20 protein-coding genes and 1 tRNA gene are annotated in these 25,563 nt (G+C 72.4%); 14 read left to right on the forward strand and 7 right to left on the reverse strand.

Features of this window, described 5'->3' with window-relative positions; genetic code table 11:
• Positions 1-72 precede the first annotated feature (72 nt).
• The 5 genes from AC067A_RS17945 to AC067A_RS17965 all read left to right on the forward strand — a co-directional run bounded on the left by AC067A_RS17945 (position 73) and on the right by AC067A_RS17965 (position 6,094).
• Positions 73-921, forward strand: a complete 849-nt coding sequence (locus AC067A_RS17945; protein ID WP_479243413.1) for a siderophore-interacting protein — start codon at positions 73-75, stop codon at positions 919-921.
• Between the two features lie 161 nt (positions 922-1,082).
• A complete protein-coding gene (locus AC067A_RS17950; protein WP_479243414.1) occupies positions 1,083-2,522 on the forward strand; it encodes a pyridoxal phosphate-dependent decarboxylase family protein in 1,440 nt (479 codons plus the stop codon).
• Positions 2,509-3,792, forward strand: coding sequence for a lysine N(6)-hydroxylase/L-ornithine N(5)-oxygenase family protein (locus AC067A_RS17955; protein WP_479243415.1), 1,284 nt, complete (start codon positions 2,509-2,511; stop codon positions 3,790-3,792). Before AC067A_RS17950 ends, AC067A_RS17955 begins: the two co-directional genes overlap by 14 nt.
• Positions 3,789-4,319, forward strand: coding sequence for a GNAT family N-acetyltransferase (locus AC067A_RS17960; RefSeq protein ID WP_479243416.1), 531 nt, complete (start codon positions 3,789-3,791; stop codon positions 4,317-4,319). The genes AC067A_RS17955 and AC067A_RS17960 overlap by 4 nt, the downstream gene beginning before the upstream one ends.
• Positions 4,316-6,094: an IucA/IucC family protein gene (locus tag AC067A_RS17965; protein WP_479243417.1), complete on the forward strand. Its 1,779-nt coding sequence runs from the start codon at positions 4,316-4,318 to the stop codon at positions 6,092-6,094. Before AC067A_RS17960 ends, AC067A_RS17965 begins: the two co-directional genes overlap by 4 nt.
• Before the next feature lie 68 nt (positions 6,095-6,162).
• Here AC067A_RS17965 and AC067A_RS17970 read toward each other — a convergent pair whose 3' ends face one another.
• Entirely contained in the window at positions 6,163-7,779 is a 1,617-nt protein-coding gene (locus AC067A_RS17970) for a beta-N-acetylhexosaminidase (RefSeq protein ID WP_479243418.1), read from the reverse strand.
• A gap of 198 nt (positions 7,780-7,977) precedes the next feature.
• Here AC067A_RS17970 and AC067A_RS17975 point away from each other — a divergent pair, with 198 nt between their 5' ends.
• The gene (locus AC067A_RS17975) at positions 7,978-8,253 is read left to right on the forward strand and encodes a hypothetical protein (protein WP_026057838.1); all 276 of its coding nucleotides are present in this window, start codon (positions 7,978-7,980) and stop codon (positions 8,251-8,253) included.
• Between the two features lie 44 nt (positions 8,254-8,297).
• A complete protein-coding gene (gene glmS, locus AC067A_RS17980) occupies positions 8,298-10,115 on the forward strand; it encodes a glutamine--fructose-6-phosphate transaminase (isomerizing) (protein WP_479243419.1) in 1,818 nt (605 codons plus the stop codon).
• A 122-nt stretch (positions 10,116-10,237) separates the two neighbouring features.
• On the opposite strand, the gene AC067A_RS17985 is transcribed toward glmS, so the two are convergent.
• Positions 10,238-10,801, reverse strand: a complete 564-nt coding sequence (locus AC067A_RS17985; RefSeq protein WP_479243420.1) for a GPR1/FUN34/YaaH family transporter — start codon at positions 10,799-10,801, stop codon at positions 10,238-10,240.
• A gap of 305 nt (positions 10,802-11,106) precedes the next feature.
• The gene (locus AC067A_RS17990; protein ID WP_015033782.1) at positions 11,107-11,628 is read right to left on the reverse strand and encodes a universal stress protein; all 522 of its coding nucleotides are present in this window, start codon (positions 11,626-11,628) and stop codon (positions 11,107-11,109) included.
• Positions 11,629-11,972: 344 nt separating this feature from the next.
• Between AC067A_RS17990 and AC067A_RS17995 the strand changes: the two genes are divergently transcribed.
• From AC067A_RS17995 to AC067A_RS18010, 4 genes are all read left to right on the forward strand, one after another.
• Positions 11,973-12,344 carry a hypothetical protein gene (locus AC067A_RS17995; protein ID WP_479243421.1) on the forward strand — a complete coding sequence of 124 codons (372 nt, stop codon included), beginning with the start codon at positions 11,973-11,975 and terminating at the stop codon, positions 12,342-12,344.
• 414 nt (positions 12,345-12,758) lie between these two features.
• The gene (locus AC067A_RS18000; protein ID WP_479243422.1) at positions 12,759-13,919 is read left to right on the forward strand and encodes a helix-turn-helix domain-containing protein; all 1,161 of its coding nucleotides are present in this window, start codon (positions 12,759-12,761) and stop codon (positions 13,917-13,919) included.
• 117 nt (positions 13,920-14,036) lie between these two features.
• A complete protein-coding gene (gene orn / locus AC067A_RS18005; RefSeq protein ID WP_479243423.1) occupies positions 14,037-14,639 on the forward strand; it encodes an oligoribonuclease in 603 nt (200 codons plus the stop codon).
• 116 nt (positions 14,640-14,755) lie between these two features.
• Positions 14,756-14,828 (forward strand) — tRNA-His (locus AC067A_RS18010).
• Positions 14,829-14,884: 56 nt separating this feature from the next.
• Here the strand turns inward: AC067A_RS18010 and AC067A_RS18015 are convergent.
• Entirely contained in the window at positions 14,885-16,225 is a 1,341-nt protein-coding gene (locus AC067A_RS18015) for a glycoside hydrolase family 10 protein (RefSeq protein ID WP_479243424.1), read from the reverse strand.
• Positions 16,210-18,864, reverse strand: coding sequence for a cellulose binding domain-containing protein (locus AC067A_RS18020; RefSeq protein ID WP_479243425.1), 2,655 nt, complete (start codon positions 18,862-18,864; stop codon positions 16,210-16,212). Before AC067A_RS18020 ends, AC067A_RS18015 begins: the two co-directional genes overlap by 16 nt.
• A 190-nt stretch (positions 18,865-19,054) precedes the next feature.
• Between AC067A_RS18020 and AC067A_RS18025 the strand changes: the two genes are divergently transcribed.
• From AC067A_RS18025 to AC067A_RS18035, 3 genes are read left to right on the forward strand one after another with little or no spacing between them, the layout of a single operon-like run.
• Complete coding sequence (locus AC067A_RS18025; protein WP_479243426.1) at positions 19,055-20,407, forward strand: ABC transporter substrate-binding protein; 1,353 nt, start codon at positions 19,055-19,057, stop codon at positions 20,405-20,407.
• 5 nt (positions 20,408-20,412) lie between these two features.
• Positions 20,413-21,582 (forward strand): carbohydrate ABC transporter permease, encoded by a 1,170-nt coding sequence (locus AC067A_RS18030; RefSeq protein ID WP_479243427.1) that lies wholly within the window; start codon positions 20,413-20,415, stop codon positions 21,580-21,582.
• Positions 21,579-22,403, forward strand: coding sequence for a carbohydrate ABC transporter permease (locus AC067A_RS18035; RefSeq protein WP_479243428.1), 825 nt, complete (start codon positions 21,579-21,581; stop codon positions 22,401-22,403). The genes AC067A_RS18030 and AC067A_RS18035 overlap by 4 nt, the downstream gene beginning before the upstream one ends.
• Before the next feature lie 183 nt (positions 22,404-22,586).
• Here AC067A_RS18035 and AC067A_RS18040 read toward each other — a convergent pair whose 3' ends face one another.
• Both AC067A_RS18040 and AC067A_RS18045 read right to left on the reverse strand, forming a co-directional pair.
• Positions 22,587-23,099 (reverse strand): hypothetical protein, encoded by a 513-nt coding sequence (locus tag AC067A_RS18040; protein ID WP_479243429.1) that lies wholly within the window; start codon positions 23,097-23,099, stop codon positions 22,587-22,589.
• A gap of 353 nt (positions 23,100-23,452) precedes the next feature.
• A complete protein-coding gene (locus AC067A_RS18045) occupies positions 23,453-24,964 on the reverse strand; it encodes a glycoside hydrolase family 18 protein (protein ID WP_479243430.1) in 1,512 nt (503 codons plus the stop codon).
• Positions 24,965-25,563 lie beyond the last annotated feature (599 nt).

The raw sequence follows: 25,563 nt of genomic DNA on the forward strand, positions 1-25,563 counted from the left end.
GCCTCAGGCCCGCACGGAGGCGACTTCACCGTGCCCCGCAACGCCCGAGCCACCCAGAAGGTGTCCTGACCCATGACGAACGCCGAGAAGGCCCCCTTCCAGTTCTTCGCCCTCCAGGTCGACCGGACACGACGGCTCGGCCCGTCCCTGGTTCGCGTCACCTTCACCGGGGAGGACCTGAAGGACTTCGCCGCCGGTGGCCGCGACCAGTCGCTGTCGCTCTTCCTGCCGCACCCGGGGCAGGAGGCACCCGCGCTGCCGCCGCTGGACGACCCGGACATGTACGCGATCCTGGGTGCCTGGCGGGCGATGCCGGACGACGAGCGGGCGGTGATGCGCTCGTACACGGTGCGGGAGCAGCGCACCGAACCCCACGAGGTCGACATCGACTTCGCCGTCCACGAGGACGGCGGCCCGGCCTGCCGCTGGGCCGGCCGCGCGAAGGCCGGCGACCGGGTGGTCGTGCTGGGCCCGGCGGTCGCGGACAACACGGGCGTCCGGTTCCGGCTGCCCGAGGACGCCGACTCCGTACTGATCTGGGCGGACGAGACGGCCCTTCCGGCGGCCTCGGCGATCCTGGAGTGGCTGCCGGCGGAGACCCGCGCGCAGGTGTTCCTGGAGGTGCCGTACTCCGGCGACCGCATGGAGCTCGCGACGGAGGCGGACGCCACGGTCACCTGGCTCGTGCGCGAGGAGGGGGCGCCCTCCGCCGTGGACGCGGTGCGCGGGGCGGAACTGCCCGGCGAGTCCCCGTACGTCTGGCTCGCGGGCGAGTCCGGGTCGGTCAAGGCGCTGCGCCGGCACTTCGTGCGGGAGCGCGAACTGGACCGCCGGCGCGTGACGTTCGTCGGCTACTGGCGCAAGGGGCTGTCCGAGGACGCGCTGCGCGAGGTCCCGGACGAGACGCAGGAAGAGGCCTGACGCCCCTTCGGGGACCCCTCCGAGCCCTCATCGGCGATGGCCCTCCGGCCCTTCGGGACCGGGGGGCATTGCGCTGTAAAATTAGGTTAGGCTAACCTAATTACTGTTGATCGCTCAGTGATCCAGGCATTCCCGGCGTTCCCTCCCGAAAGGGCCCCCACATGCGCTCCCATCTGCTCAACGACACCACGGCGGAGAGCTACCGGCGCTCCGTCACCGAAGGAGTCGAGCGGGTGGCGAACAAACTCGCCGCGACGCGGGGCCCCTTCACCGGTGTGACGCCCGCCGAGCTCGCGCCCGTCATCGACGCCGTCGACCTCGACCGGCCCCTCGGCGACGCCTCGGCCGCCCTCGACGAGCTGGAGGACGTCTACCTCCGCGACGCCGTCTACTTCCACCACCCCCGCTACCTGGGCCACCTCAACTGCCCGGTGGTCATCCCCGCCGTCCTCGGCGAGGCCGTCCTCTCGGCCGTCAACTCCTCGCTCGACACCTGGGACCAGAGCGCCGGCGGCACCCTCATCGAGCGCAAGCTGATCGACTGGACCACCGGCCGGATCGGCCTCGGCCCGGCCGCCGACGGCGTCTTCACCAGCGGCGGCACCCAGTCCAACCTCCAGGCGCTGCTGCTGGCCCGCGAGGAGGCCAAGACGGACGACCTGTCGAAGCTCCGGATCTTCTCGTCCGAGTGCAGCCACTTCAGCGTCCAGAAGTCCGCGACCCTCCTCGGCCTGGGCCGTGACGCCGTCGTCTCCGTCCCGGTCGACGGGAACAAGCGGATGCAGTCCGTCGTCCTCGCCGCCGAGCTGGAGGCCTGCCGCGCCGAGGGCCTCGTCCCGATGGCGATCGTCGCCACCGCCGGCACCACCGACTTCGGCTCCATCGACCCGCTGCCCGAGATCGCCGCCCTCGCCGAGGAGTACGGCGCCTGGATGCACGTGGACGCGGCCTACGGCTGCGGCCTGCTCGCCTCCCGGACCCGCCGCCACCTCCTCGACGGCATCGAGCGGGCCGACTCGGTCACCGTCGACTACCACAAGTCCTTCTTCCAGCCGGTGAGTTCATCCGCCGTACTGGTCCGCGACGGCGCCACCCTGCGTCACGCGACCTACCACGCGGACTACCTCAACCCGCGGCGCACGGTCGCCGAGCAGATCCCGAACCAGGTCGACAAGTCCCTCCAGACGACCCGCCGGTTCGACGCGCTCAAGCTCTGGATGACGCTGCGCGTGATGGGCGCCGACGGCGTCGGCGAGCTCTTCGACGAGGTGTGCGACCTGGCCCGGGAGGGCCACGCGCTGCTCGCCGCCGACCCGCGCTACGACGTCGTGGTCGAGCCGCAGCTGTCCACCCTCGTCTACCGCTACGTCCCCGGGGGCGACGCCTCCCCCGAGGACGTCGACCGCGCCAACCTCCACGCCCGCAAGGCCCTCTTCGCCTCGGGCGAGGCCGTCGTCGCCGGTACGAAGGTCGACGGCCGCCAGTACCTCAAGTTCACCCTGCTCAACCCCGAGACCACCGCGGCCGACATCGCCGCCGTCCTCGATCTGATCGCCGGCCACGCCGAGCAGTACCTGGGAGAGAACCTTGTCCACGCCTGAGACGGCTGAGATCCACGACTTCATCGGCATCGGGCTCGGTCCGTTCAACCTCGGACTCGCCTGCCTGGCCGAGCCGATCGACGAGCTGAACGGCCTCTTCCTGGAGTCCAAGCCGGACTTCGAGTGGCACTCGGGGATGTTCCTCGAAGGCGCCCACCTGCAGACCCCGTTCATGTCGGACCTGGTCACGATGGCCGACCCGACCTCGCCGTACTCCTTCCTCAACTACCTGAAGGAGAAGGGCCGGCTGTACTCGTTCTACATCCGCGAGAACTTCTACCCGCTGCGGACCGAGTACAACGACTACTGCCGCTGGGCCGCCGGGAAGCTCTCCTCGGTCCGCTTCTCGACGACCGTCGAGACCGTGGCCTTCGACGAGGCCGACCAGGTGTACGTGGTCTCCACCGAGGCCGGCGAAACGTTCCGCTCGCGGCGGCTGGTCCTCGGCACCGGCACCCCCGCGTACGTCCCCGAGACCTGCGCGGACCTCGGCGGCGACCTGATCCACAACTCGCGGTACCTCCCGAACAAGGAGGCGCTGCAGAAGAAGAAGTCCATCACCCTGGTCGGCAGCGGCCAGAGCGCCGCCGAGATCTACTACGACCTCCTGAGCGAGATCGACGTCCACGGCTACCGGCTGAACTGGGTGACCCGCTCCCCGCGCTTCTTCCCGCTGGAGTACACCAAGCTCACCCTGGAGATGACCTCCCCGGAGTACGTGGACTACTTCCACGCGCTGCCCGAGCAGACCCGCTACCGCCTGGAGACCCAGCAGAAGGGCCTCTTCAAGGGCATCGACGGCGAGCTGATCGACGCCATCTTCGACCTGCTCTACCAGAAGAACCTGAACGGCCCCGTCCCCACCCGGCTCCTCACCAACTCCGCGCTGCACAGCGCCGCGTACGACTCCTCGGCGGGCACGTACACGCTCGGCTTCCGCCAGGAGGAGCAGGAGAAGGACTTCACGGTCGAGACCGAGGGCCTGATCCTCGCCACCGGGTACAAGTACGCCGTCCCGGCCTTCCTGGAGCCGGTCCGCGACCGCCTCAACTGGGACGGTCGGGGCCGCTTCGACGTGGCCCGCAACTACGCGATCGACACCACGGGCCGCGGGGTCTTCCTGCAGAACGCCGGCGTGCACACCCACTCGATCACCTCGCCCGACCTCGGCATGGGGGCGTACCGCAACGCGTACATCATCGGCGCGATGCTGGGATACGAGCACTACCCCGTCGAGAAGACCATCGCTTTCCAGGAGTTCGCCGCATGACCGTCGAGATACGCCCCTTCGACCCGTCGAAGGACGCCCGGCTGATCCACCCCTGGGTCACCCACCCCAAAGCCTCGTTCTGGATGATGCAGGGCGCGTCGCCGGAGGACGTCGAGCGCGAGTACGCGGCGATCACCGCCCACCCGCACCACGACGCCTTCATCGGCCTGGTCGACGGCGAGCCGGCGTTCCTGATGGAGCGGTACGACCCCGCTCACCTCGAACTGGTCGGCCTCTACGACCCGCTGCCCGGCGACGTCGGCATGCACTTCCTCGTCGCGCCCACCGACGCGCCCGTGCACGGCTTCACCCGCCGGGTGATCACCGCCGTGATGACCGAGCTGTTCGCCGACCCGGCGACGAAGCGGGTCGTCGTCGAGCCCGACGTCTCCAACAAGGCCGTCCACGCGCTCAACGAGGCCGTCGGCTTCGTGCCCGAGCGCGAGATCCGGAAGCCCGAGAAGAAGGCCCTGCTGAGCTTCTGCACCCGCGCGCAGTTCGAGGCGGCCGTGGCGGTGGCGGCATGACCCCCACCGACCCCGTCGCCCACCTCACCCCCGAGCGCTGGGCCGCCGCCAACCGCGCGCTGATCCGCAAGGGCCTCTCCGAGTTCACCCACGAGCGACTGCTCCACCCGCAGGAGCTGGGCGAGAGCCGCTACCGGGTCCTCAGCGACGACGGCACGACCGAGTACCGCTTCACCGCCGACCGGTTCGCCCTCGACCACTGGCAGGTCTACCCCGAGTCGATCAGCCGCCACCGCGGCGACGAGCAGCTCCCGCTCGACGCGCTCGTGTTCATCACCGAGCTCCGCGGCTCCCTCGGCCTCAGCGACGAGATCCTCCCGGTCTACCTGGAGGAGATCTCCTCCACCCTGGCCGGCACGGCCTACAAGGCGACCAAGCCGCCGGTCACCGCCGCCGAGCTCGCCCACGCCGGCTTCCAGGCCATCGAGACCGGCATGACCGAGGGCCATCCCTGTTTCGTCGCCAACAACGGCCGGCTCGGCTTCGGCGTCGACGAGTTCCGCGCGTACGCCCCCGAGGCCGCGAGCCCCCTGCACCTGATCTGGCTCGCCGCCCGCCGCGACCGTGCCACCTTCACCGCCGGCGCGGACATCGAGTACGACTCCTTCGTCCGCGCCGAGCTCGGCGACGCGGCGGTGGACGGTTTCGCCGCGGTCCTGGCCGGCCGCGGCCTCGACCCGGCCGACTACCTGCTCATGCCCTGCCACCCGTGGCAGTGGTGGAACAAACTGTCCGTCACCTTCGCCGCGGAGGTCGCCCAGCAGCGCCTGGTGTACCTGGGCGAGGGCGACGACAGCTACCTGGCCCAGCAGTCCATCCGTACCTTCTTCAACACCTCGGACCCGGCCAAGCACTACGTCAAGACGGCCCTGTCCGTCCTCAACATGGGCTTCATGCGCGGCCTCTCGGCCGCCTACATGGAGGCCACCCCGGCCATCAACGACTGGCTGCACCAGCTGATCGAGTCCGACTCCGTCTTCGCCGCGGCCCGCTTCACGATCATCCGCGAGCGCGCCGCCGTCGGCTACCGGCACCTGGAGTACGAGGCCGCCACCGACCGCTACTCCCCCTACCGCAAGATGCTCGCCGCCCTCTGGCGCGAGTCCCCGGTGCCGTCCCTCGCCGAGGGCGAGCGCCTCGCCACGATGGCCTCGCTCCTGCACGTGGACCACGCGGGAGCGTCCTTCGCGGGCGCGCTGATCAAGGAGTCGGGCCAGGAGGCGACCGTCTGGCTGCGCCGGTACCTGGACGCCTACCTCCTGCCGGTCCTGCACAGCTTCTACGCCTACGACCTGGCCTTCATGCCGCACGGCGAGAACGTCATCCTCGTCCTCGACGAGCAGGGCTCGGTCTCCCGCGCGATCTTCAAGGACATCGCCGAGGAGATCGTCGTCATGGACCCGGCGGCGGTGCTGCCGCCGGCCGTCGAGCGCGTCCGTGCCGAGATCCCGGAGGACATGAAGCTCCTCTCGGTCTTCACCGACGTCTTCGACTGCTTCTTCCGCTTCCTGGGCGCGACCCTGGCCGCGGAGGGCGTCCTCGACGAGGACGCGTTCTGGCGCACGGTCGCGGAGTGCGTGCACGGCTACCAGGCCTCCAGGCCGGAGCTGTCGGACCGCTTCGCGCAGTACGACATGTTCGCCGACACCTTCGCCCTCTCCGCGCTCAACCGCCTCCAGCTGCGCAACAACAAGCAGATGGTCGACCTCGCGGACCCGTCGGCGGCCCTCCAGCTCGTCGGCGACCTGGTGAACCCCATCGCCCGGTTCGCCTGATCCTTTCCCGGACCGACACGGGCCCCGGCGGAGTACGGTCCTCCGCCGGGGCCCGTCGTCATGCCCGGCTACTCCGCCGGCCAGGGCACCTGCGGGGACCTGTAGTAGGTGATGCCGAGGGCGTCGAAGCGGGGGGCCTGTTCGGCCAGGCGCACCTTGTAGGTCTCCCAGTCGTGGGTGGACGCCGGGGACCAGCCGAGTTCGGCGATGCCGGGGAGCCGGGGGAAGGCCATGACGTCGAGGTCGGCGGGGGTGGCGAGGGTCTCGGTCCAGAGGGGGGCCTCGACGCCGCGGACGGCGGTCTCCGGGACGCCCGGGAGGTAGGTCGCCGGGTCCCAGTCGTACGACCGCCGGACCTCGACGGTCCCGGCCCAGGTGAGGCCGAGGGGGGTGTCCTTGGTGTACTTGATGTCGAGGTAGGCGCGGTCGGCGGGCGAGAGGATCAGTCCGGTGCCGCCGCGCGCGGCCTCGGCGACGCGGTCCTTCTCGGCGGCGGGGGTGCGGTCGAGGCCCCAGTACTGGACGAGGGCGCCGGGGGCGGGGGTGGCGCCGGTGAGCTGGTGCCAGCCGATGACGGTCTTGCCGTGCCGGGCGACGACGGGCTGGACCCGGTCCATGAAGGCGACGTAGTCGTCGTGGCTGGTGGAGCGGGCCTCGTCGCCGCCGATGTGGACGTAGCGGCCGGGGGTGAGGGCGGCGATCTCGCGGATCACGTCGTCGACGAAGTCGTACGTGACGGGCTTGGTCGTGCAGAGGCTGCTGAAGCCGACCTTGATGCCGGTGTAGAGGGGCGGGGCGACGCCGTCGCAGTTGAGCTCGGCGTAGGAGGCGAGGGCGGCGTTGGTGTGGCCCGGCATGTCGATCTCGGGGACGACCTCCTGGTAGCGGGAGGCGGCGTACCGGACGATCTCCTCGTACTGGTCCTTGGTGTAGAAGCCGCCGGGGCCGCCGCCGACCTCGGTGGAGCCGCCGTGGGCGGTGAGGCGCGGCCAGGAGTCGACGGCGATGCGCCAGCCCTGGTCGTCGGAGAGGTGCAGGTGGAGGGTGTTGATCTTGTAGAGGGCGAGTTGGTCGATGTACCGCTTCACCTCGGCGACGGTGAAGAAGTGGCGCGAGACGTCGAGCATCGCGCCCCGGTAGGCGTAGCGCGGGGTGTCGGTGACGGTGCCGCCCGCGATCTTCCAGGGGCCGGCCTGGAGGGTCCCGCGTTCGACGGCCGAGGGCAGCTGCTGGCGCAGGGTCTGGACGCCGCGGAAGAGGCCGGCGGGCTCGTGGGCGGTGAGGGTGACGCCGTCGGGGCCCGAGGCGAGCCGGTAGCCCTCGTCGCCGAGCGCGGTGTCCTCGGCGCTGAGCCGGAGGCGGATGCCGCCCCGGGCGGCGGCCTCGTCGACGACGGGGAGCGGGAAGCCGGTGGCGGGGCGGAGCAGCCCGGCGAGGTAGCGGCCGACGGCCCTGGACTCGTGGGAGGTGCCGTCGACGCCGATGCGGGTGGCGGGTGTGAGGGTGTACGGCTCGCCGCCGGGGGCGACGGAGGCGGGGACGGGGACGATCCGGCCGAGCGGGCGGACCTCGGGCTCGGCGGCGGCGGTCCTGGTGTCCGCGGCGGCCTCGCCGCAGGCGACGCCCGCGGACGCGAAGAGGAGGAGGGAACCGATCAGGCGTGGAATCCTTCGGCGCTGTGTCACGGGCAAGCTCCCCTTCGGGCGATCGGCGCGTCCGTATGTATCTGTCTGTATATCCGCTCGGTCACCTTGCGTACCGCCCCCTCACCTTCGGTCAAGGTCTGGACCAACAACCCGCTTCCCGTCGATGATCATGGCACGCCTGCCCGATTTCGGGCAGGATTCTTGCGTTGGGCCGGGGTCAGCCCTCAATATCGACGGGTGCTCGAACGCCGCCCGTCGCATGACGACCTCATCGACCACCTGGTCCGCAGCACCGCGCTCCAGCGCGGTGAGGCCGCCCGGGTGGTGCTCGACGTGCTGGCGTACTTCGACGAGACGACCGAGGAGTTCGTCCGCCGCCGCCACCGCGAACTGCAGTCCGGCGGGGCGGTGAACGCCGAGATCTTCGAACGGATCTCGGGGGAGCTGCCGCACCGGGCCGTGGCGCCGCAGGAGCTGTCGCTCCGGCAGCTGCGCCGCATCGTCTACGGCTGAGCCACGGCCGGGCACACTCACCGATCTGGAGGGGTTTCACCTTTATGTGCGGAATTGTCGGTTACATCGGTAAGCGCGACGTCGCCCCGCTGCTGCTGGAAGGCCTGCAGCGCCTCGAGTACCGGGGTTACGACTCCGCCGGCATGGTCATCACCAGCCCGAAGGCCACCGGCCTGAAGATGGTGAAGGCCAAGGGCCGGGTCCGCGACCTCGAAGCCCGCGTCCCCAAGCGCTTCACCGGCACCACCGGCATCGCCCACACCCGCTGGGCCACCCACGGCGCGCCGAGCGACGTCAACTCGCACCCGCACCTGGACCCCGAGAACAAGGTCGCCGTCGTCCACAACGGCATCGTCGACAACGCCCAGGAGCTCCGCGCCAAGCTGGAGGCCGACGGCGTCGTCTTCGCCTCCGAGACGGACACCGAGGTCATCACCCACCTCATCGCCCGCTCCCAGGCCGAGACCCTCGAGGACAAGGTCCGCGAGGCGCTCAAGGTCATCGAGGGCACCTACGGCATCGCCGTGATGCACGCCGACTTCAACGACCGCATCGTGGTGGCCCGCAACGGCTCCCCGGTCATCCTCGGCATCGGCGAGAAGGAGATGCTCGTCGCCTCCGACGTCGCCGCCCTGATCGCCCACACCCGCCAGGTCGTCACCCTCGACGACGGCGAGATGGCCACCCTCAAGGCCGACGACTTCCGCACCTACACCGTCGCGGGCGCCTCCACCACCGCGACCCCCGAGACCGTCGAGTGGGAGGCCGCCTCCTACGACATGGGCGGCCACGACACGTACATGCACAAGGAGATCTCCGAGCAGCCCGACGCGGTCGACCGCGTGCTGCGCGGCCGGATCGACGACCGCTTCTCCACCGTGCACCTCGGCGGCCTGAACCTGGACGCCCGCGAGGCCCGCTCCATCCGCCGCATCAAGATCCTCGGCTGCGGCACCTCGTACCACGCCGGTCTCATCGGCGCCGGCCTCATCGAGTCGCTGGCCCGCATCCCCGCCGACGCCGAGCCGGCCTCGGAGTTCCGCTACCGCAACCCGGTCGTGGACCCCGACACCCTGTACATCGCCGTCTCCCAGTCCGGTGAGACCTACGACGTGCTCGCCGCCGTCCAGGAGCTCAAGCGGAAGGGCGCCCGCGTCCTCGGCGTCGTCAACGTCGTCGGCTCCGCCATCGCCCGCGAGGCCGACGGCGGCGTGTACGTCCACGCCGGTCCCGAGGTCTGCGTCGTCTCCACCAAGTGCTTCACGAACACGGTCACCGCGTTCGCGCTGCTCGCCCTGCACCTGGGCCGCATCCGCGACCTGTCCGTCACCGACGGCAAGCGGATCATCGAGGGCCTGCGCAAGCTGCCCGCGCAGATCAGCGAGATCCTCGAGACCGAGGACGAGATCAAGAAGATCGCCGCGGAGTACGCGGGCGCCCAGTCGATGATGTTCATCGGCCGGGTGCGCGGCTACCCCGTCGCCCTGGAGGCCTCCCTCAAGCTGAAGGAGATCTCCTACATCCACGCCGAGGCCTACCCCGCCTCCGAGCTGAAGCACGGCCCGCTCGCCCTCATCGAGCCGGCCCTGCCGACGGTCGCGATCGTCCCCGACGACGACCTGCTGGAGAAGAACCGCGCCGCGCTGGAGGAGATCAAGGCCCGCAGCGGCCGCATCCTCGCGGTCGCGCACCAGCCGCAGGCGAAGGCCGACCACACCATCGTCGTGCCGAAGAACGAGGACGAGCTGGACCCGATCCTGATGGGCATCCCGCTCCAGCTCCTCGCCTACCACACGGCGCTCGCCATGGGCCGCGACATCGACAAGCCGCGCAACCTGGCCAAGTCCGTCACGGTCGAGTAGGAGCGGTCTCGGGGCCTGTCCCCCCGAGCCGCACCGCCGGGCCTGTCCCCCGGCGGGTCGACCGGACACCGAAGCGGGCCCCTCGCACACCCAGGTGCGAGGGGCCCGCTTTTCCGTACGGCTCAGCTCGCCGCGGCCGCGCTCCGGTCGGCCCGGCGGAGCGACGTCGGCCAGCCCGCCACCGCCGCCGTGGCGCCGTACCAGGCGAGGAGGCCGGCCAGGGCGGCGACCCAGCCGCCCGCCTTCCCCAGGGCGCCGTTGTCGACGACGGCGCCGACGCCGAGCAGCAGCAGCGAGACGAACAGCAGCCCGTACGTGCCCTGTCCGAAGAGTCCGCTGCCCGATGAGGCCACGGTCAGCGTGAGCGCGAGGAGCGCCCACAGGAGGAGGAACAGGCCCGCCGCGTCGGCCGAGTCGGCGCCGCCGACCCCGGTGCCCCAGGTGAACCAGAAGGCGCCGAGCCCCGCGTACGCGGTGCCCTCGCCCTTGTCGCCCGCCCTGAGGGCGAGGAGACCGACGAGGAAGAGCGTGACCCCGCCGACCCAGGTGGCGAGGCCCGCGGCATCGGCTGCCGCGACGTTGTCGACGACCCCCGTGCCGCCCAGGCCGAAGGCCAGCAGGGTCAGTCCGAGAGCGAGGTGTCCGAGAGTGGAGGCGGTGTTTCCCGCGGCGACTTCGTTGTCCACGGCGGGCTCCCTTCAGTGTGCAGTCGTGCTGCGTGAGCTGCTGCGTTCCAGTGGTCTTTATGTACCCTTCACAAGCACACAATTCACCTGAGGAAGGCCGAATTTATGGCCGGATGACGACAGTTGGGAGGAAGGCCTGACAGACCGTCCGGAGCGAGGGGGTCGCGGACACGGGACGGCCGGCCCGCGCGAGGCCGGCACGGGGTCCGCCCGGCGGTCACGGAGGGTTCGCGCGGCGCGCGTCACCACGGGTCCCCGCACACCGCGGTGGGGTCGCGCAGGGCCGCGGAGTTCCCCCGGAAGGGTTACGGGATGACGATGACGGGACGCTGGGCACGGCGCGCGAGACGGCCGGCCACCGAGCCGAAGATCCGCCCGACGATGCCGTGCGTGGAGCCGACCACGATGGCGTCGGCCGAGTACTCGCGGCCGACCTCCTCCAGCTCGTGGCAGATGTCCCCGCCGCGCTCGACGAGGATCCACGGCACCTCGGAGAGGTGCTCGGCGCAGGCCAGCTCCAGGCCCAGGACCTCGGTGCGGTGATCGGGCACGTCGACGAAGACGGGCGGCTCGCAGCCGGCCCACACCGTGGTGGGCAACCGGTTGGCCACGTGCACGATGATCAGGCCCGATCCGGAACGCCTGGCCATGCCGATGGCGTACGCGAGGGCCCGCTCACTGGACGTGGAGCCGTCGAAGCCGACGACGACGCCGTGCCGGAAAGCCGGGTCGCAGGCGTGACGTGGCTGTTCTACCGCCAGGGGGTCGACCGTGGAATCGGCGACGCGCTTGCGGTCCGCGGGTTCGGGGAATTCGTGACCGGCCATCGGTGTCTCGGCGAAGAGGGTCCTCGTGGGAAGGGACGGGGAAAAGAGGGGACGAACGACGGGTGACGGCGGAGCTGTGTCCGGGAATCATCTTCCCAACCCCATACCCCCAAGGGTACGGCGCCACTCCTCTCCTGCCCAGAGCCCGCCGTTCCCCTCCCGGCGGGCGCTCGCCGCTCGCGCGCGGCGTCCCAGGGAGCATGCACGAGCGGCTCGGGATCTGGCAATGCCGGTTGTGCCCTACAGGCGTCCGTACGGGGGCCAAACGGACGTCGCCCAGAGTGACCGGAACGTTCCGCTCCTCGTTGCCACAGGTCCAGCCCACCGTCGCAGGGAGACCGCCCGTGCCCGCACCACCGACCGCCGCCGGCCAGACCTCCGCCGCCCCCTCCCCCACCCTCGGCGCGCCCCGCGGCCGCCGCCGGGCGCCCGCCCCCGCGCCGACCTCCGCCGCCGTCGCGGCGCCGGACCGGGGTCCGGCGGGGGGAAAGAGAGCGGGAACCGGGGGCCCGGCCGACGACGTCGTCCGCTGGGCGGTCTTCTGCTGCGTCCTGGTCCCGGTCGTGCTCCTCGTCTACGGCACCTCGCTCGGCGGGGCGGCCGTGACCGCCTTCGGGCTCGTCTCGGTGACCGCGGCCTGCCGGGTGCTGCTGCGCCGCTCGGAGCGCGCACTGCGCGCCGAGGGCCTCGGCGGCGGGCGGCGCGAGCGGGCCTGAGCGGGCCGCCGGACGCCCCCGCACCCCTTCGAGTTGACAGGTTCGCACACCCGACCCCATATGTTTTCAGCCAAGTTCCACGTGTCGGCGAGTCCTTGGCGGAACGATTGCCCAACCCCGGTACAGGGACCGCCCAGCGCCCTGGCCCCAGGCCCCGCACCCCCCATGTACGGGGTCGTTCGCCGCCGTGTCCGCCGTCGCGCGCCCACGGGAGGGGAGACATCGCGATCGATCGCTTCACGCCAAGTTGCCTTGTCGACATTCCACCGGATGGAGAACTTGTCACGCCGGTGCCACGGGACACAGTAGATTCGATCATGGGTACCGAAGACTGGGGTCTCGTGCAAAACCGAGGGGAAACGTGCAGCAGCGACACGACCAGGGAGACGCGAACACCGAGGGGGGCTTAGCGTCATGAGCCAGGACTCCGCCGCACCGGAGGCCGCACGGAAGCTGTCCGGGCGCCGCCGTCGCGAAGTCGTCGCGGTGCTGCTGTTCAGCGGCGGCCCCATCTTCGAGAGCTCCATCCCGCTCTCCGTGTTCGGCATCGACCGGCAGGACGCCGGAGTGCCCCGTTACCGGCTGCTCGTCTGCGCCGGCGAGGACGGTCCGCTCCGCACCACGGGCGGGCTCGAACTCACCGCGCCGTACGGCCTGGAGGCGATCAGCCGCGCGGGGACCGTCGTCGTCCCGGCCTGGCGGTCGATCACCTCGCCGCCGCCGCCGGAGGCACTCGAGGCGCTGCGCCGCGCGCACGAGGAGGGGGCCAGGATCGTCGGCCTGTGCACCGGTGCGTTCGTCCTCGCCGCGGCCGGCCTGCTCGACGGCCGGCCGGCGACCACGCACTGGATGTACGCGCCGACGCTCGCCAAGCGCTATCCGTCGGTCCACGTGGACCCGCGGGAGCTCTTCGTCGACGACGGGGACGTGCTGACCTCCGCCGGCACCGCGGCCGGAATCGACCTGTGTCTGCACATCGTGCGGACCGACCACGGCACCGAGGCCGCGGGCGCGCTGGCGCGCCGGCTGGTCGTCCCGCCACGGCGCAGCGGCGGTCAGGAGCGCTACCTCGACAGGTCTTTACCAGAGGAGATCGGCGCCGACCCGCTGGCCGAGGTCGTCGCCTGGGCGCTGGAGCACCTCCACGAGCAGTTCGACGTGGAGACCCTGGCGGCCCGCGCGTACATGTCGCGGCGGACCTTCGACCGCCGGTTCCGCTCGCTGACGGGCTCGGCGCCCCTCCAGTGGCTGATCACCCAGCGGGTGCTCCAGGCGCAGCGGCTGCTCGAGACCTCCGACTACTCGGTCGACGAGGTCGCGGGCAGGTGCGGCTTCCGCTCCCCGGTGGCGCTGCGCGGCCATTTCCGGCGCCAGCTCGGCTCCTCGCCGGCCGCCTACCGGGCGGCGTACCGCGCGCGGCGGCCGCAGGGCGAGGCCGGCACGGCCGTGCTCGACCCGGTCGTGCCCGTCCAGGTCCCGGTGGGCGTCCGGCGCCCGCTGGACCCGGGCAAGCCGCAGTCCGACGCCTACGCGCCGGGCCGCGCCTCCCTGCCGGGCCAGCGCAGCGCGCAGTAATCGAAGACCCGCACGGCCACAAGCCGCGCACCGCAGGACCGACGGGCGCCCGGGGACACCTCCCCCGGGCGCCCGTCGGCCTGCTCGGCGGAGGTCGGCACACCCTAAGGTGGACACATGAACGATCGCATGGTGTGGATCGACTGCGAGATGACCGGGCTCTCGCTGACGGACGACGCACTCATCGAGGTGGCCGCGCTGGTCACCGACTCGGAACTGAACGTGCTCGGCGAAGGCGTGGACATCGTGATCCGTCCGCCGGACGCCGCCCTGGAGACCATGCCCGAGATCGTGCGGCAGATGCACACGTCCTCGGGGCTGCTCGACGCGCTCGCCGGCGGGACGACGCTCGCCGACGCCGAGGCCCAGGTCCTGGCGTACATCCGCGAGCACGTGAAGGAGCCCGGCAAGGCTCCGCTGTGCGGGAACTCGGTCTCCACGGACCGAGGCTTCCTCGCGCGGGACATGCCGGCCCTGGAGAACCACCTGCACTACCGGATCGTCGATGTGTCCTCGGTCAAGGAGCTGGCACGCCGCTGGTACCCGAGGGCGTACTTCAACAGTCCGGAGAAGAACGGCAACCACCGGGCGCTCGCCGACATCCGCGAGTCCATCGCCGAGCTGCGCTACTACCGCGAGGCGGTCTTCGTCCCGCAGCCCGGCCCCGACTCGGAGACCGCGAAGCAGATCGCGGCCCGCCACGTCCTGCCCGCCGAATAGCCGCCCGCTCGCGCCCTCGGAACCCGCTCGGGAAACGCGGGCGCGAGCACCCTCCAGGACCCTGTAGACTTCTTCTCGGCCGGTCAGGGAAACCTTCGGGAAAACCGCCGGTCATGGTGGGTATAGCTCAGTTGGTAGAGCACCTGGTTGTGGTCCAGGATGTCGCGGGTTCGAGTCCCGTTACTCACCCTGAAGGCCGAGGCCCCGGTTCGCAAGAACCGGGGCCTCGGTCGTTTTCGTGTGCCTCACGCGCAGGTGAAGGCGGTCGGGGGCGGGTTGGTGCCCGTCCAGGCGCCGTTGAAGCCGAAGGCGGTCGAGGCGCCCGGGGCGAGCGTCGCGTTGTAGGAGAGGTGGATGGCCGTCACCTCCGCGCCGGTCTGGGTGACCGTGGCGTTCCAGGCCTGGGTGACCCGCTGACCGGCGGGCTGGGTCCAGCGGGCGGTCCAGCCGTTCAGCGGGGTGGTGCCCGTGTTGCGGACGGTGACCTGGGCCGTGAAGCCACCCGTCCACTGGCTGGTGACGGCGTATGTGACGGAGCACACACCGGGGGCGGGCGGGGTGACCGGGGCGAGGGCCCCGGCGATTCCGGCGTACGCGGGCTTCGGGGCGAGGTCCTCGTCGTACGGGGTCGCCGCGCCCTGGCCGGGGAAGAAGTCCGGGATCCAGGAGTCGGAGTCCGTGAAGCCCCAGACGGTGACGCCGGCGCAGCGGGTGACGGCGAGGCAGGAGCGGACGACGGTGGCGTAGTCGCTCCTCTGCTGGGCGAGCTTCGCCTCGGTCGCGGGCAGGGTCATGCGGATGTCCAGCTCCGTGACGGCCACGTCGACGCCCAGGTCGGAGAAGCGGCGCAGGTTGGTCTCCAGGGAGGCCGGGACCTGGCCGAGGACGAGGTGCGCCTGGAAGCCGACGCCGTCGACCGGGACGCCCTGGGCGAGGAGCCGCTTGACCAGCGCGTACATGCCGTCGCTCTTGGGGCCGACGGCGTCGGTGGAGTAGTCGTTGAGGTACAGCTTCGCGGCGGGGTCGGCGGCGCGGGCGGCGCGGAAGGCGTCGGCGATGTACGACTCGCCGAGGGTGGCGCCGAAGACGGACCGGCGCAGGGTGCCGTCGTCGTTCAGGGGTTCGTTGACGACGTCCCAGTGGTCGACGCGGCCCTTGTAGCGGCCCGCCTCGGCGGCGATGTGGTCGGTCATGAGGGTGCGGAGCGCGTCGGCGGTCCAGGTGCCGGACGTGACCCAGGACGGCAGCTGGCTGTGCCAGACGAGGGTGTGGCCGCGCACCCGCTGGCCGTGGGCCTCGGCGAAGGCGACGACGCGGTCGGCGCCGGCCCAGTCGTAGGTGCCGCGGGTGGGTTCGACGGAGCCCCACTTCATCTCGTTGCCGGGGGTGACCGAGCCGAACTGGGCCCCGGCGACGTCCGCGTACCCGCCGGTGAGCCTTCCGGAGGTGACGGCGGTGCCGAGGTAGACGCCGCGGGCGGCGGCGAGGTCCCGCAGCGGGGTGTCGGCGGCCGAGGCGGCGCCGGCGGGCAGGGTGGTGAGGGCGGCGGCCAGGAGCGCCGCCGCGGCGATCAGGCGACGGAGCACGTCGCACCTCCGAGGGTGAAGGCCGCGGGTGCGGGGTTGGTGCCGGTCCAGCTGCCGGTGAAGCCGAAGGAGGCGGAGGCGCCGGCGGCGACGGAGCCGTTCCAGCCGGCGTTCCGGGCGGTGACGGCGGTGCCGGTCCGGTCCGGGACGGCGTTCCACATCTGGCCGATCCGCTGGCCGGCGGGGTAGTCCCAGCCGAGCTGCCAGCCGGTCCAGGGGGTGGTGGAGGTGTTGGTGAGGGTGACGTCGGCCTGGAAGCCGCCCTGCCACTGGTGGGTGACCTTGTAGGCGACCTTGCAGCCGCCGGTGGGCGGGGTGCCGGGGTCGGTGCCGCCGCCGTCCCCGCCGCCGGTCTCGGTGGTGTCGCCGTAGACGATGCCGCGTCCGTTGGTGGAGACGTACACGCGGCCGTAGACGCGGGGGTCGCCGGTGATCGCGGCGCCGGTCCAGCCCCACTGGTGGGCGTCGTCGTTGACGCGGACCCAGCTCGCGCCCGCGTCGGTGGAGCGGAAGACGCCGCGGACGCCGCCGATCCTCGCACTGCTGTAGAGGGCGGGGTACGAGGCTCCCGGGGCGGCCTTGCCGAAGCCGACGGTGTCGGCCTGGTCGACACCGGTGACGCGGGTGAAGGCGGCGCCGCCGTCGGTGGAGTGCCAGAGGCCGTAGGTGGAGTCGGTGGAGCCGCCGGCGAGCCAGATGTCGCCCTTCCGGCCCGGGACGGCCTTGAAGCGGGCCGGGCCGGTGGCGGGGAGGCCGGCGGCCTTCGCGGTGAAGCTCGCGCCGCCGTCCGTGCTGACGTAGAAGGTGCCGGCCTTGAAGCCGTAGAAGGTCAGCGGGTCGACGCGGTCGGACTCGACGGTCGCTCCGGCCGGGATGCCGGTGGAGGGCGTCCAGGCGCCTCCGGTGCCGGTGTGGACGCCGGCGCCGTCCGGGCTCCAGACGAAGCGGGTGCCGTCGGCGGACGCGGCGACGGTGCCGCCGCCGGTGACGCCCGAAGGCTCCTGTCCGGCACGCCAGTTGGCGCCGTTGTCGGTGGAGAAGGCGACGCGGGGACCGCCGTCGAGGTGGCCGGCCCGTACGACGGTGTCGGGCTTGGTCTCGGCGAAGTCGACACTGGTCGTGGAGGTGAAGTCGGGTCCGGTGAACATCATCGGCGGGACCTTGGTGAGGTCCGTGTGGCGGAAGCCGCCGATGTCGCCGAGGGCGCTGATCAGCGGGGCCCCGGTGGGCGGGGAGGCCAGGTCGAGGACGGCGGTCTCCTCCAGGCCCTGGACCATCGGCCTGATCGTGAACTTTCCGCCCGTGTCCCACGCGGCGAGTTCGGTGGTGCCGTAGAGCGTGGCCCCGGTGCCGTACATCATGCGGTTCGAGTCGAAGGGGTCGATCTCCAGGGCCTCGGTCATCCAGCCGAGCTTCGGCGACTTCTCGGGCGGGGCGGGGCTGGCGCCCCAGGTCAGCCAGGGAGAAGAGGAGACGTCCATCGTGTAGCGCTCGGTCCGGTCGGGGTACGAGGTGTAGTCCCAGGCCCTGGTCCAGGTGGCGCCGCTGTCGGTGGAGCGGAAGATCTGGGTGTCGGGGTACCAGGAGCTGTAGCCGGAGACCATGACGGTGCCGGGGCGCTGCCGGTCGACGGTGAGGCCGCTGAAGCCGTAGTAGGTGTCGGCCTCGGCGACGGGGCTGACGTCCTGCCACGCGCCGGTGGCGGTGGCGTACCGCCAGACCTGGCCCTTGCCGCCGTCGTAGGGGCCGGCCTTGTCGCTGTAGGCGAGGTAGAGGTAGCCGTTCGCCGCTTCGAGGACGCCCTTGTGGGCGAGGTACCCGGTGGGCTGGCCGGGGAGGCGGGACCAGGTGGCGCCGGCGTCGGTGGAGCGGTAGACGGCGTTGTCCTTGTCTCCGACGCCGGCGTAGATCGTGCGGGTGGCGGTGCCGGGGGTGCCGGTGGACTCGTCGAAGGTGACCCAGACGACGCCCTGTTCGTCGGAGTTGTAGCCGCTGGTGTCGGTGGGGTCCTGCTGGTGGTTCCCGGGGTTGGTGAAGGAGGTGACCTTCGCCCAGGTGGCGCCGGAGTCGGTGGAGCGCCAGAGGCCGTTGCCGCTGGGCGCGCCGAGGTAGAGGACGCTGTTCCTGTGCGGGTCGATCGCGAGGCGTTCGCCCATGCCGCGGCCCGGCATGTTGCCGCCTAGCTTGAAGGGGAGGTCGGCGCGCTGCCAGGTGGCGCCCCGGTCGGCGGAGCGCAGGACGGCGCCGTTGCCGGGGTCCCAGTCGTTGGTGTACGTGCCGACGGCCGCGTACACCCGGTTCGGGTCGACGCTGTCGGAGGCGAGGGCGACGACCCCGGTGTGGCCCCAGTGGTCCCAGTCGACGGAGTCGAGGAGCGGGGTCCAGGTGGCGGTGGGCTGGTTCCAGCGGTAGGCGCCGCCGATGTCGGTGCGGGCGTAGACGAGGTTCTTCTCGGCCCGGTTGAAGACGATGCCGGGGACGAAGCCGCCGCCGTCGATCCGGACGTTCTTCCAGCTGTACGAGGCGCTGGTGGTGGCCGTGTCGAGGGGTGCCGGTGCCGCCAGGACGTCGGGTGCGGCTCCGGCGAGGAGGCCGGCGGTGAGGGCCAGCCCCGCCAGGAGGTGACGTGTTCTGCGCATGGGTGTCCTGTCGAAGATTGAATGGGAGCGCTCCCACTATTGAGTCGTCGTCAGAACACGGTCAAGGTCCCTACGTCGTCGAAGACGTTCGACGATCCTCGGCCGAACGGGTGAGCGCGCGCGGCGAGTCGCGTCCTCCCGGCGAGCTGCCCCCGGCCCCGCGGAAGGCGCCGCACTACGGTCGGGCGCCATGGGGTGGAGACGGAACCGGAGACGGACGGGCAGTGGGGCGCACGCGCTCGCCCTCGCGCTCGCGCTCCTGCTCGGCCTGGGGCCCTCCGCCGGCTGCGCGACCGACCCGGCCGAACCGCGCCCGGCCGCCGCGGGGGACCCGGTCGACGGCCGCGGGCGGCCCGTCACCCTCACCGTCGGCGTGTTCGGCACCTTCGGCTACCAGGAGGCCGGCCTCTACGACGCGTACATGCGGCTCCACCCGGACGTCGCCGTCCGGCAGACCTCCCTCACCCGCAACGACGTCTACTACCCGCAGCTGCTCACCCACCTCACCGCCGGCTCCGGCCTCGCCGACGTCCAGGCCGTCGAGGTCGGCAACATCGCCGAGGTGCTCGACACCCAGGCGGGCCGGCTCGACGAGCTCGGCACGACCCCCGGCGTCGACCGGCGGGCGTTCCTGCCGTGGAAGTGGGCGCAGGGCACCACCCGCGACGGCCGCACCCTCGCGCTCGGCACCGACATCGGGCCGCAGGCCGTCTGCTACCGCAAGGACCTCTTCGCCCGGGCCGGACTGCCCACCGAGCGGGACGCCGTCGGGCGACTGTGGGCCGGGGACTGGCGCAAGTACCTGGCGGCGGGGCTCCGTTACCGCGAGCGGGCGCCGGAGGGCACGGCCTTCACCGACTCCGCGTCCGGGGTCCTCGCGGCGGTCACCGGCGGGGTGTCCCCCCGCTTCTACGACGAGCGGGGCGAACTGATCGTGGCGGAGAACCCCGCCGTACGCGCGGCCTGGGACCTCGCCGCCGCGTTCGCCCGGCAGGGACTGACCGCCCGGCTCCAGCAGTTCACCCCCGGCTGGGACCAGGCCTTCGCGAACGGCGCGTTCGCCACCATCGCCTGCCCCGCCTGGATGCTCGGCTACATCGAGGACAAGGCGGGCCCGGCCGGGCGCGGCCGGTGGGACGTCGCCCCGGCGCCCCGGCCGGGCAGCTGGGGCGGCTCCTTCCTCGTCGTGCCGTCCGCCGGGCGGCAGCGCGCCGAGGCTGCCCGGCTCGCCGCCTGGCTGACCGCGCCCGCCCAGCAGGCGACGCTCTTCGCACGGCGCGGCAGCTTCCCGAGCGCCTCGGCCGCGTACGCCCTCCCGGCCGTCGCCGACGCCCGCCACCCCTACTTCGGCGACGCCCCGGTCGGCGCGATCTTCGCCAGGGCGGCGCTCGGCGTCCCCCGGGCCCCCATCGGCCCGAAGGACGCCCTGGTCTGGCAGGCCCTGGCCGACGTCGGGATGCTCCAGGTCGACCAGACGGGCCGGTCGCCCGATTCCGCGTGGCGGGCGGCGATGAAGGCGATCGACAACGCGCTGGACCGGTGACCGCGATGACGGACGACACGCCGGCCGGAGCGGCCGGGACCACACGGACGACGACCACACCGGGACCGGCGGGCGGGCCGGACCCGCGCGGCCGGGCCCGCGGCGCCCGGCGTCCGGGCCGTCGCGCCGCGCCCCGGCGCGTCCGTACGGGCTCGCGCTGGACCCCGTACGTGCTCGTCGCGCCGTTCTTCGTGTTCTTCGGCGCCTTCGGGGTGTTCCCGCTGGCCGCCACCGCCTGGGCGTCGCTGTACCGGATGGAGCTGACCGCCCCGGACGAGCGGCAGTGGGTGGGGGCGCACAACTACGCGCGCCTCGTCGACGACGAGTTCTTCTGGAACGCCCTGGGGAACACGGTCGCCATCGGGGTCCTCGCCACCGTCCCGCAGCTGCTGCTGGCGCTCGGCGTGGCGCACCTGCTCGACGTGCGGCTGCGGGCCCGGGGGGTGTTCCGGGTCGTGGCGCTCGCTCCGTACGCCACGTCGGTGGCGGCGGCGACCCTGGTGTTCGCGCTGTTCTTCGGCCGGGACCACGGGATGGCCAACTGGGCGCTCGGTCTGGCCGGCCTCGATCCGGTGGACTGGCAGAACGGCCCGTGGGCGTCGAAGCTGGCGGTGGCGTCGATCGTGATCTGGCGCTGGACCGGCTACAACGCGCTGATCTACCTGGCGGCGATGCAGACCGTCCCGCCCGAGCTGTACGAGGCGGCCTCGCTGGACGGGGCCTCGCGGTGGCGCCAGTTCCTGCACGTGACGCTGCCGGGGCTGCGGCCGGCGATCGCCTTCACGGTGCTCGTCTCGACGATCGGCGCGATGCAGCTCTTCGGCGAGCCGCTGCTGTTCGGCAGCGGGGCGGGGGCGACGGGCGGCGCGGACCACCAGTTCCAGACGCTGGGCCTCTACCTGTACGAGCAGGGCTGGGTGAACCTCCATCTGGGGCGGGCCGCGGCGATCGCCTGGACCATGCTCCTGATCCTGGTCGTCGTGTTCGGCGCGGCCCGGTCGGCACGGGCGGGGCTCGGACGCCGGGAGTCCGTACGCGCGGGGCGCGGGCGGTCCGGGCGGCGCGGGCGGCTCGGGCGGTCCGGGCGGCTCGGGCGGTCCGGGCGGCTCGGGCGGTCCGGGCGGCCGGGGCGCGGGCCGGACGGACTTCCCGCACGCGACGGGGGGCGGCCATGAGGACGGTGCGGGCCGGCTGGGGTACGTACACCCTGCTCGTCCTGTTCACGGCCGTCTCCCTGTTCCCGTTGGTGTGGACGGCGATCGCGGCCTCGCGGACCAACACCCGGCTCGCGGCCACCCCGCCGCCCTTCCGGTTCGGGCGGAACCTGCCCCGGAACGTGGAGATCGCGTGGACCGACGCCCGGCTCGGCGAGGCGCTGGCGAACACCGCCGTGGTGGCCGGGGCGGTCGCGGCCGGCACGGTGCTGTTCTCCACGCTCGCCGGCTTCGCCTTCGCCAAGCTGCGGTTCCGGCTCCGGGGCACCCTGCTCCTGCTGGTGGGCGCCACGATGCTGATCCCGCCCCAGCTGGGGGTGGTCCCGCTCTACCTGCTGATCGCGCGGCTCCGCTGGACGGACGAGCTCCAGGCGGTGATCCTGCCGTCGCTCGTGTCGGCCTTCGGCGTCTTCTTCATGCGCCAGCACCTGGGGCGGGCACTGCCGTCCGAGCTCCTGGAGGCGGCGCGGATGGACGGGGCGGGGACGGCGCGGACGGTGTGGCACGTGGTGCTGCCGGCGGCGCGGCCCGCGATGGCCGTGCTCGGGATGCTGTCGTTCGTGGCGGCCTGGAACGACTTCTTCTGGCCGGTGCTCGCGCTGACGCAGACCGGGAACCCGACGGTGCAGGTGGCGCTCACCGGTCTGGGGCGGGGTGCGGTGCCCGACCAGTCGGTGGTGATGGCGGGGGCGCTGCTCGGCACGCTGCCGCTGCTCGTGGTGCTCGCCCTGTTCGGACGGCACATCGTGGGCGGGGTGATGCGGGGCGCGGTGAAGGGCTGAGCGATGCCCGCGCCCCCCTTCGTCCCCGTGCGGTGCGCGTAGGGGCCGCGGCAACCCGCCTTCGGCCGTGAGGCGTTGCGGGAGATCGACACCGGCTCACCGCTTGCGGTGCGCTCGATCGCGTCCCCGTCGGCGTCGGTGCGTCAGGAAGTCAGGGGGTCACTGCTTCAGTGCTTCAGTGCTTCAGTGCTTCAGCAGCAGTTTGAAGGCGACGATGAACAGGCCGAGCAGCAGGTTGACCGTGGCGGTGACGGCCACCTGGCGCCATGAGGCTCCGACCCGGTGGGCGGCTGCCGCGGACCACCCGATCTGACCGGCGATCGCGACTCCGAGCGCCAGCCAGAGGGTGCCGGCCATCTCCAGCCCCAGGAGCGGACTGACCGCGACCGCCACGGCGGGCGGAATCGCCGCCTTGAGGATCGGCCACTCGTCACGGCAGGCGCGCAGCACGATCCGGCGGCTCGGGGACCGGTGCGCCAGCCGCTCACCGAACAGCGTCGCGTGCACGTGCGCGATCCAGAACACCGCGCCGGTGAGCAGAAGGAGCACGACGAGCTCAAAGCGCGGAAACCGGCCCAGGCTACCGGCACCGACGACGACGGAGGCCGCGAGCATGGACCCGTAGACGGCGCCGGTGTAGTCGGCGTGCTCGCGACGCTCCGCCTTCCGGGCCGCGACGTCCTCGGTTCGGCGCATTCCGCCTCCAGCAGGTTTCCGACCGCCGACTCCGCGGTGCCATCGACACGACCTCCCTCCAGCATGGAGGCCCGCCGGAAAACCCGCCCGCCGCACGACCCGATCGTTCGGCCCCCCGCCGGGGCTGCCCGCCCGGCGGGCACGGGCTCGCTCGGCGGGGTCCGCCGCGTCGCCGGGCCCGGGCGGTCCTCGACGACCACGACGGCGAGGGGAGACCTCGCGCGCCGGTCGGTGAAGGAGGGAAGGGGTGCGCGCCCCGGTCGGCGGTGGGGTGAGTCCGGCCGGGGCGCGCGGTGTGGGGGGCGTGGGGGCCTGGGGGGTGTGGGGGCTCGGGACGTGTGTGGGAGGGACGCCTACTTGTAGGCGGCGAAGGCCTTCGTGAAGGCCAGCGGCTGCTGGAGGATCGAGGAGCAGGTGGCGTCGGCGTAGTTCACGGCGCCGGCGGCGCACTGCTTGTCCCGGGTCGAGGACCACATCGAGAGCCAGCCGATGCCCTTGGACTTCGCGAAGTCGACCAGCTGGGTGGCGTCGTCGACCTTGAAGACCTCGCTCGCCACGTCGTTGACGCCGATCATCGGGGTGACGGCGACGGCCTTCCAGGCGGCCGCGTCGGAGAGCCCGAGGACGCCCTTGATCTGGGCCTGGGTCGCGGTCGCGGCCTGGATCGCGTACGTCCCCATGTCGGCGCTGTACGCCGGTCCGTAGTCCATCGCCATGATGTTGACCGCGTCGACGCGGACGCCGTTGCGCCTGGCGTCGGCGAGCAGGTCCACGCCCGGCTGGGTCAGGCCCTCGGGCATGACCGGCAGCGTGAAGGAGACGTTCAGGCCCGGGTGGGACTTCTGGAGCTGGGCGATCGCCTGGGCGCGGCGGGTGTTGGCGGCGGTGTCCGGGAGGGCCGCGCCCTCGATGTCGAAGTCGACCTTGGTCAGCTTGTACTGGTCGACGACCTTGCCGTACGCGGCGGCCAGCGCCGAGGAGGTCGAGCAGTTCAGGGCCAGCTCGTGGCCGGCGGCGCCGCCGAAGGAGACGCGCACGTCGCCGCCCTTGCCGCGCAGGGCGCCGATCTGGGCGGCGACCCTGTCGTTCGCCAGGTCGGTGACCCCGCCCCACAGCGGGGCGCAGGAGCCGCCGGAGGTGATGAAGGCGAGGTTGAACTCCTTGACGCCGGTGGCGTCGGCGGTCGCGAGCAGGTCGTACGCGGGGTAGAGCGAGGTGTCGACGTACGGGGCGTACTTCGCGGCCGAGGCGGGGGACCCCGTGGAGGTCGCGGTGGGCGTGGGCGTGGGCGTCACGGTGGCGGTGACGGTCGGCTTCGGGCTCGCGGTGGCCGTGGCGGTCGGCGTGGGCTTCGCGGTGGCGGTCGGCGACGGGGAGGCGGTCGCGGTGGGCTGCTCGGTGGGGCGGCCGCTGGGGGTGGGGACCGGACCGCCGGCCGAGCAGGCGGCCTTGTTGATGAGGCAGTTCGCCGGGTCGCCGGCCTCGCCCGCGGCCGCCGTGACGAAGCCGACGGTGACGGACTGGCCGGGCGCCAGCTGCCGGTTCCAGCTCGCGGGCTTCACGGTGACGTGCCGGCCGGAGACGGTGTGCTCGCCGTTCCAGAGGGAGCCGATGGTCGTGCCGGCCGGGAGGTCGAACTCCAGGGTCCAGTCCGACTGGGCGGCTTTCGTCTCGTTGGTGACGACGTACTGGCCGGTGTAGCCGCCGCTCCAGGAGCTGGTCCTGCTGTACGCGGCGCCGACGGCCGCGGCCTGCGCGGTGCCGGTCAGGGCGACGGCCACGCCGCCGACGACGGCTGCCGCGACGACCGCTCCGACGACCTTGGTCCTCGTGGTCGTCCTGCGCCGGTGCGAACTCGTACCCATCGGGTGCCTGCCTCTGCGTGCCGGGGGTGGTGGGGGGTGCGGCAGCACGCTAGCGACCGGGAACCGGACAAATGGGCTTCAGAGGACACCGGTCGGGATTCTTACGGTCCGCTTAAGGAAGCCATCGGGACCAGCAAAGGTTCCACCACCCCACCCCGGTCCGGGCGGCGCCCACCCCGTCGTGGGCCCTCGTTCCGCCGGCGCGGCGCCCACCCCCGCGCCCGCGCGTTGTGAGCCCTCGTTCCGCCGGTGCGGGCCCACCCCGCGCCTCCGCCCACCCCGTCGTGGACCCTCGTTCCGCCGGCGCGGTGCCCACCCCCGCGCCCACCGCTGTTGGCCATCGCCCCGCTGGGGCGGGGCCACCACCCACCCACGTTGTGGGCTGCGCCCCGTCCGCTGTGGGCCACCGTTCCGCTGGTGCGGCGCCCACCCCCGCGCCTCCGCCCACCCCGTTGTGGGCCCTCGTTCCGCTGATGCGGCGCCCACCCCGGCGCCTTCGCCCACCCCCGTTGTGGGCAATCGTTCCGCTGGGGCGGAACGGGTGGGCACAACGGACGGCGCCCTTTGCCGGGCCCAGGCTTCCGGGCCCGAACCCGCAC

Source organism: Streptomyces sp. NPDC043176, assembly GCF_056436715.1.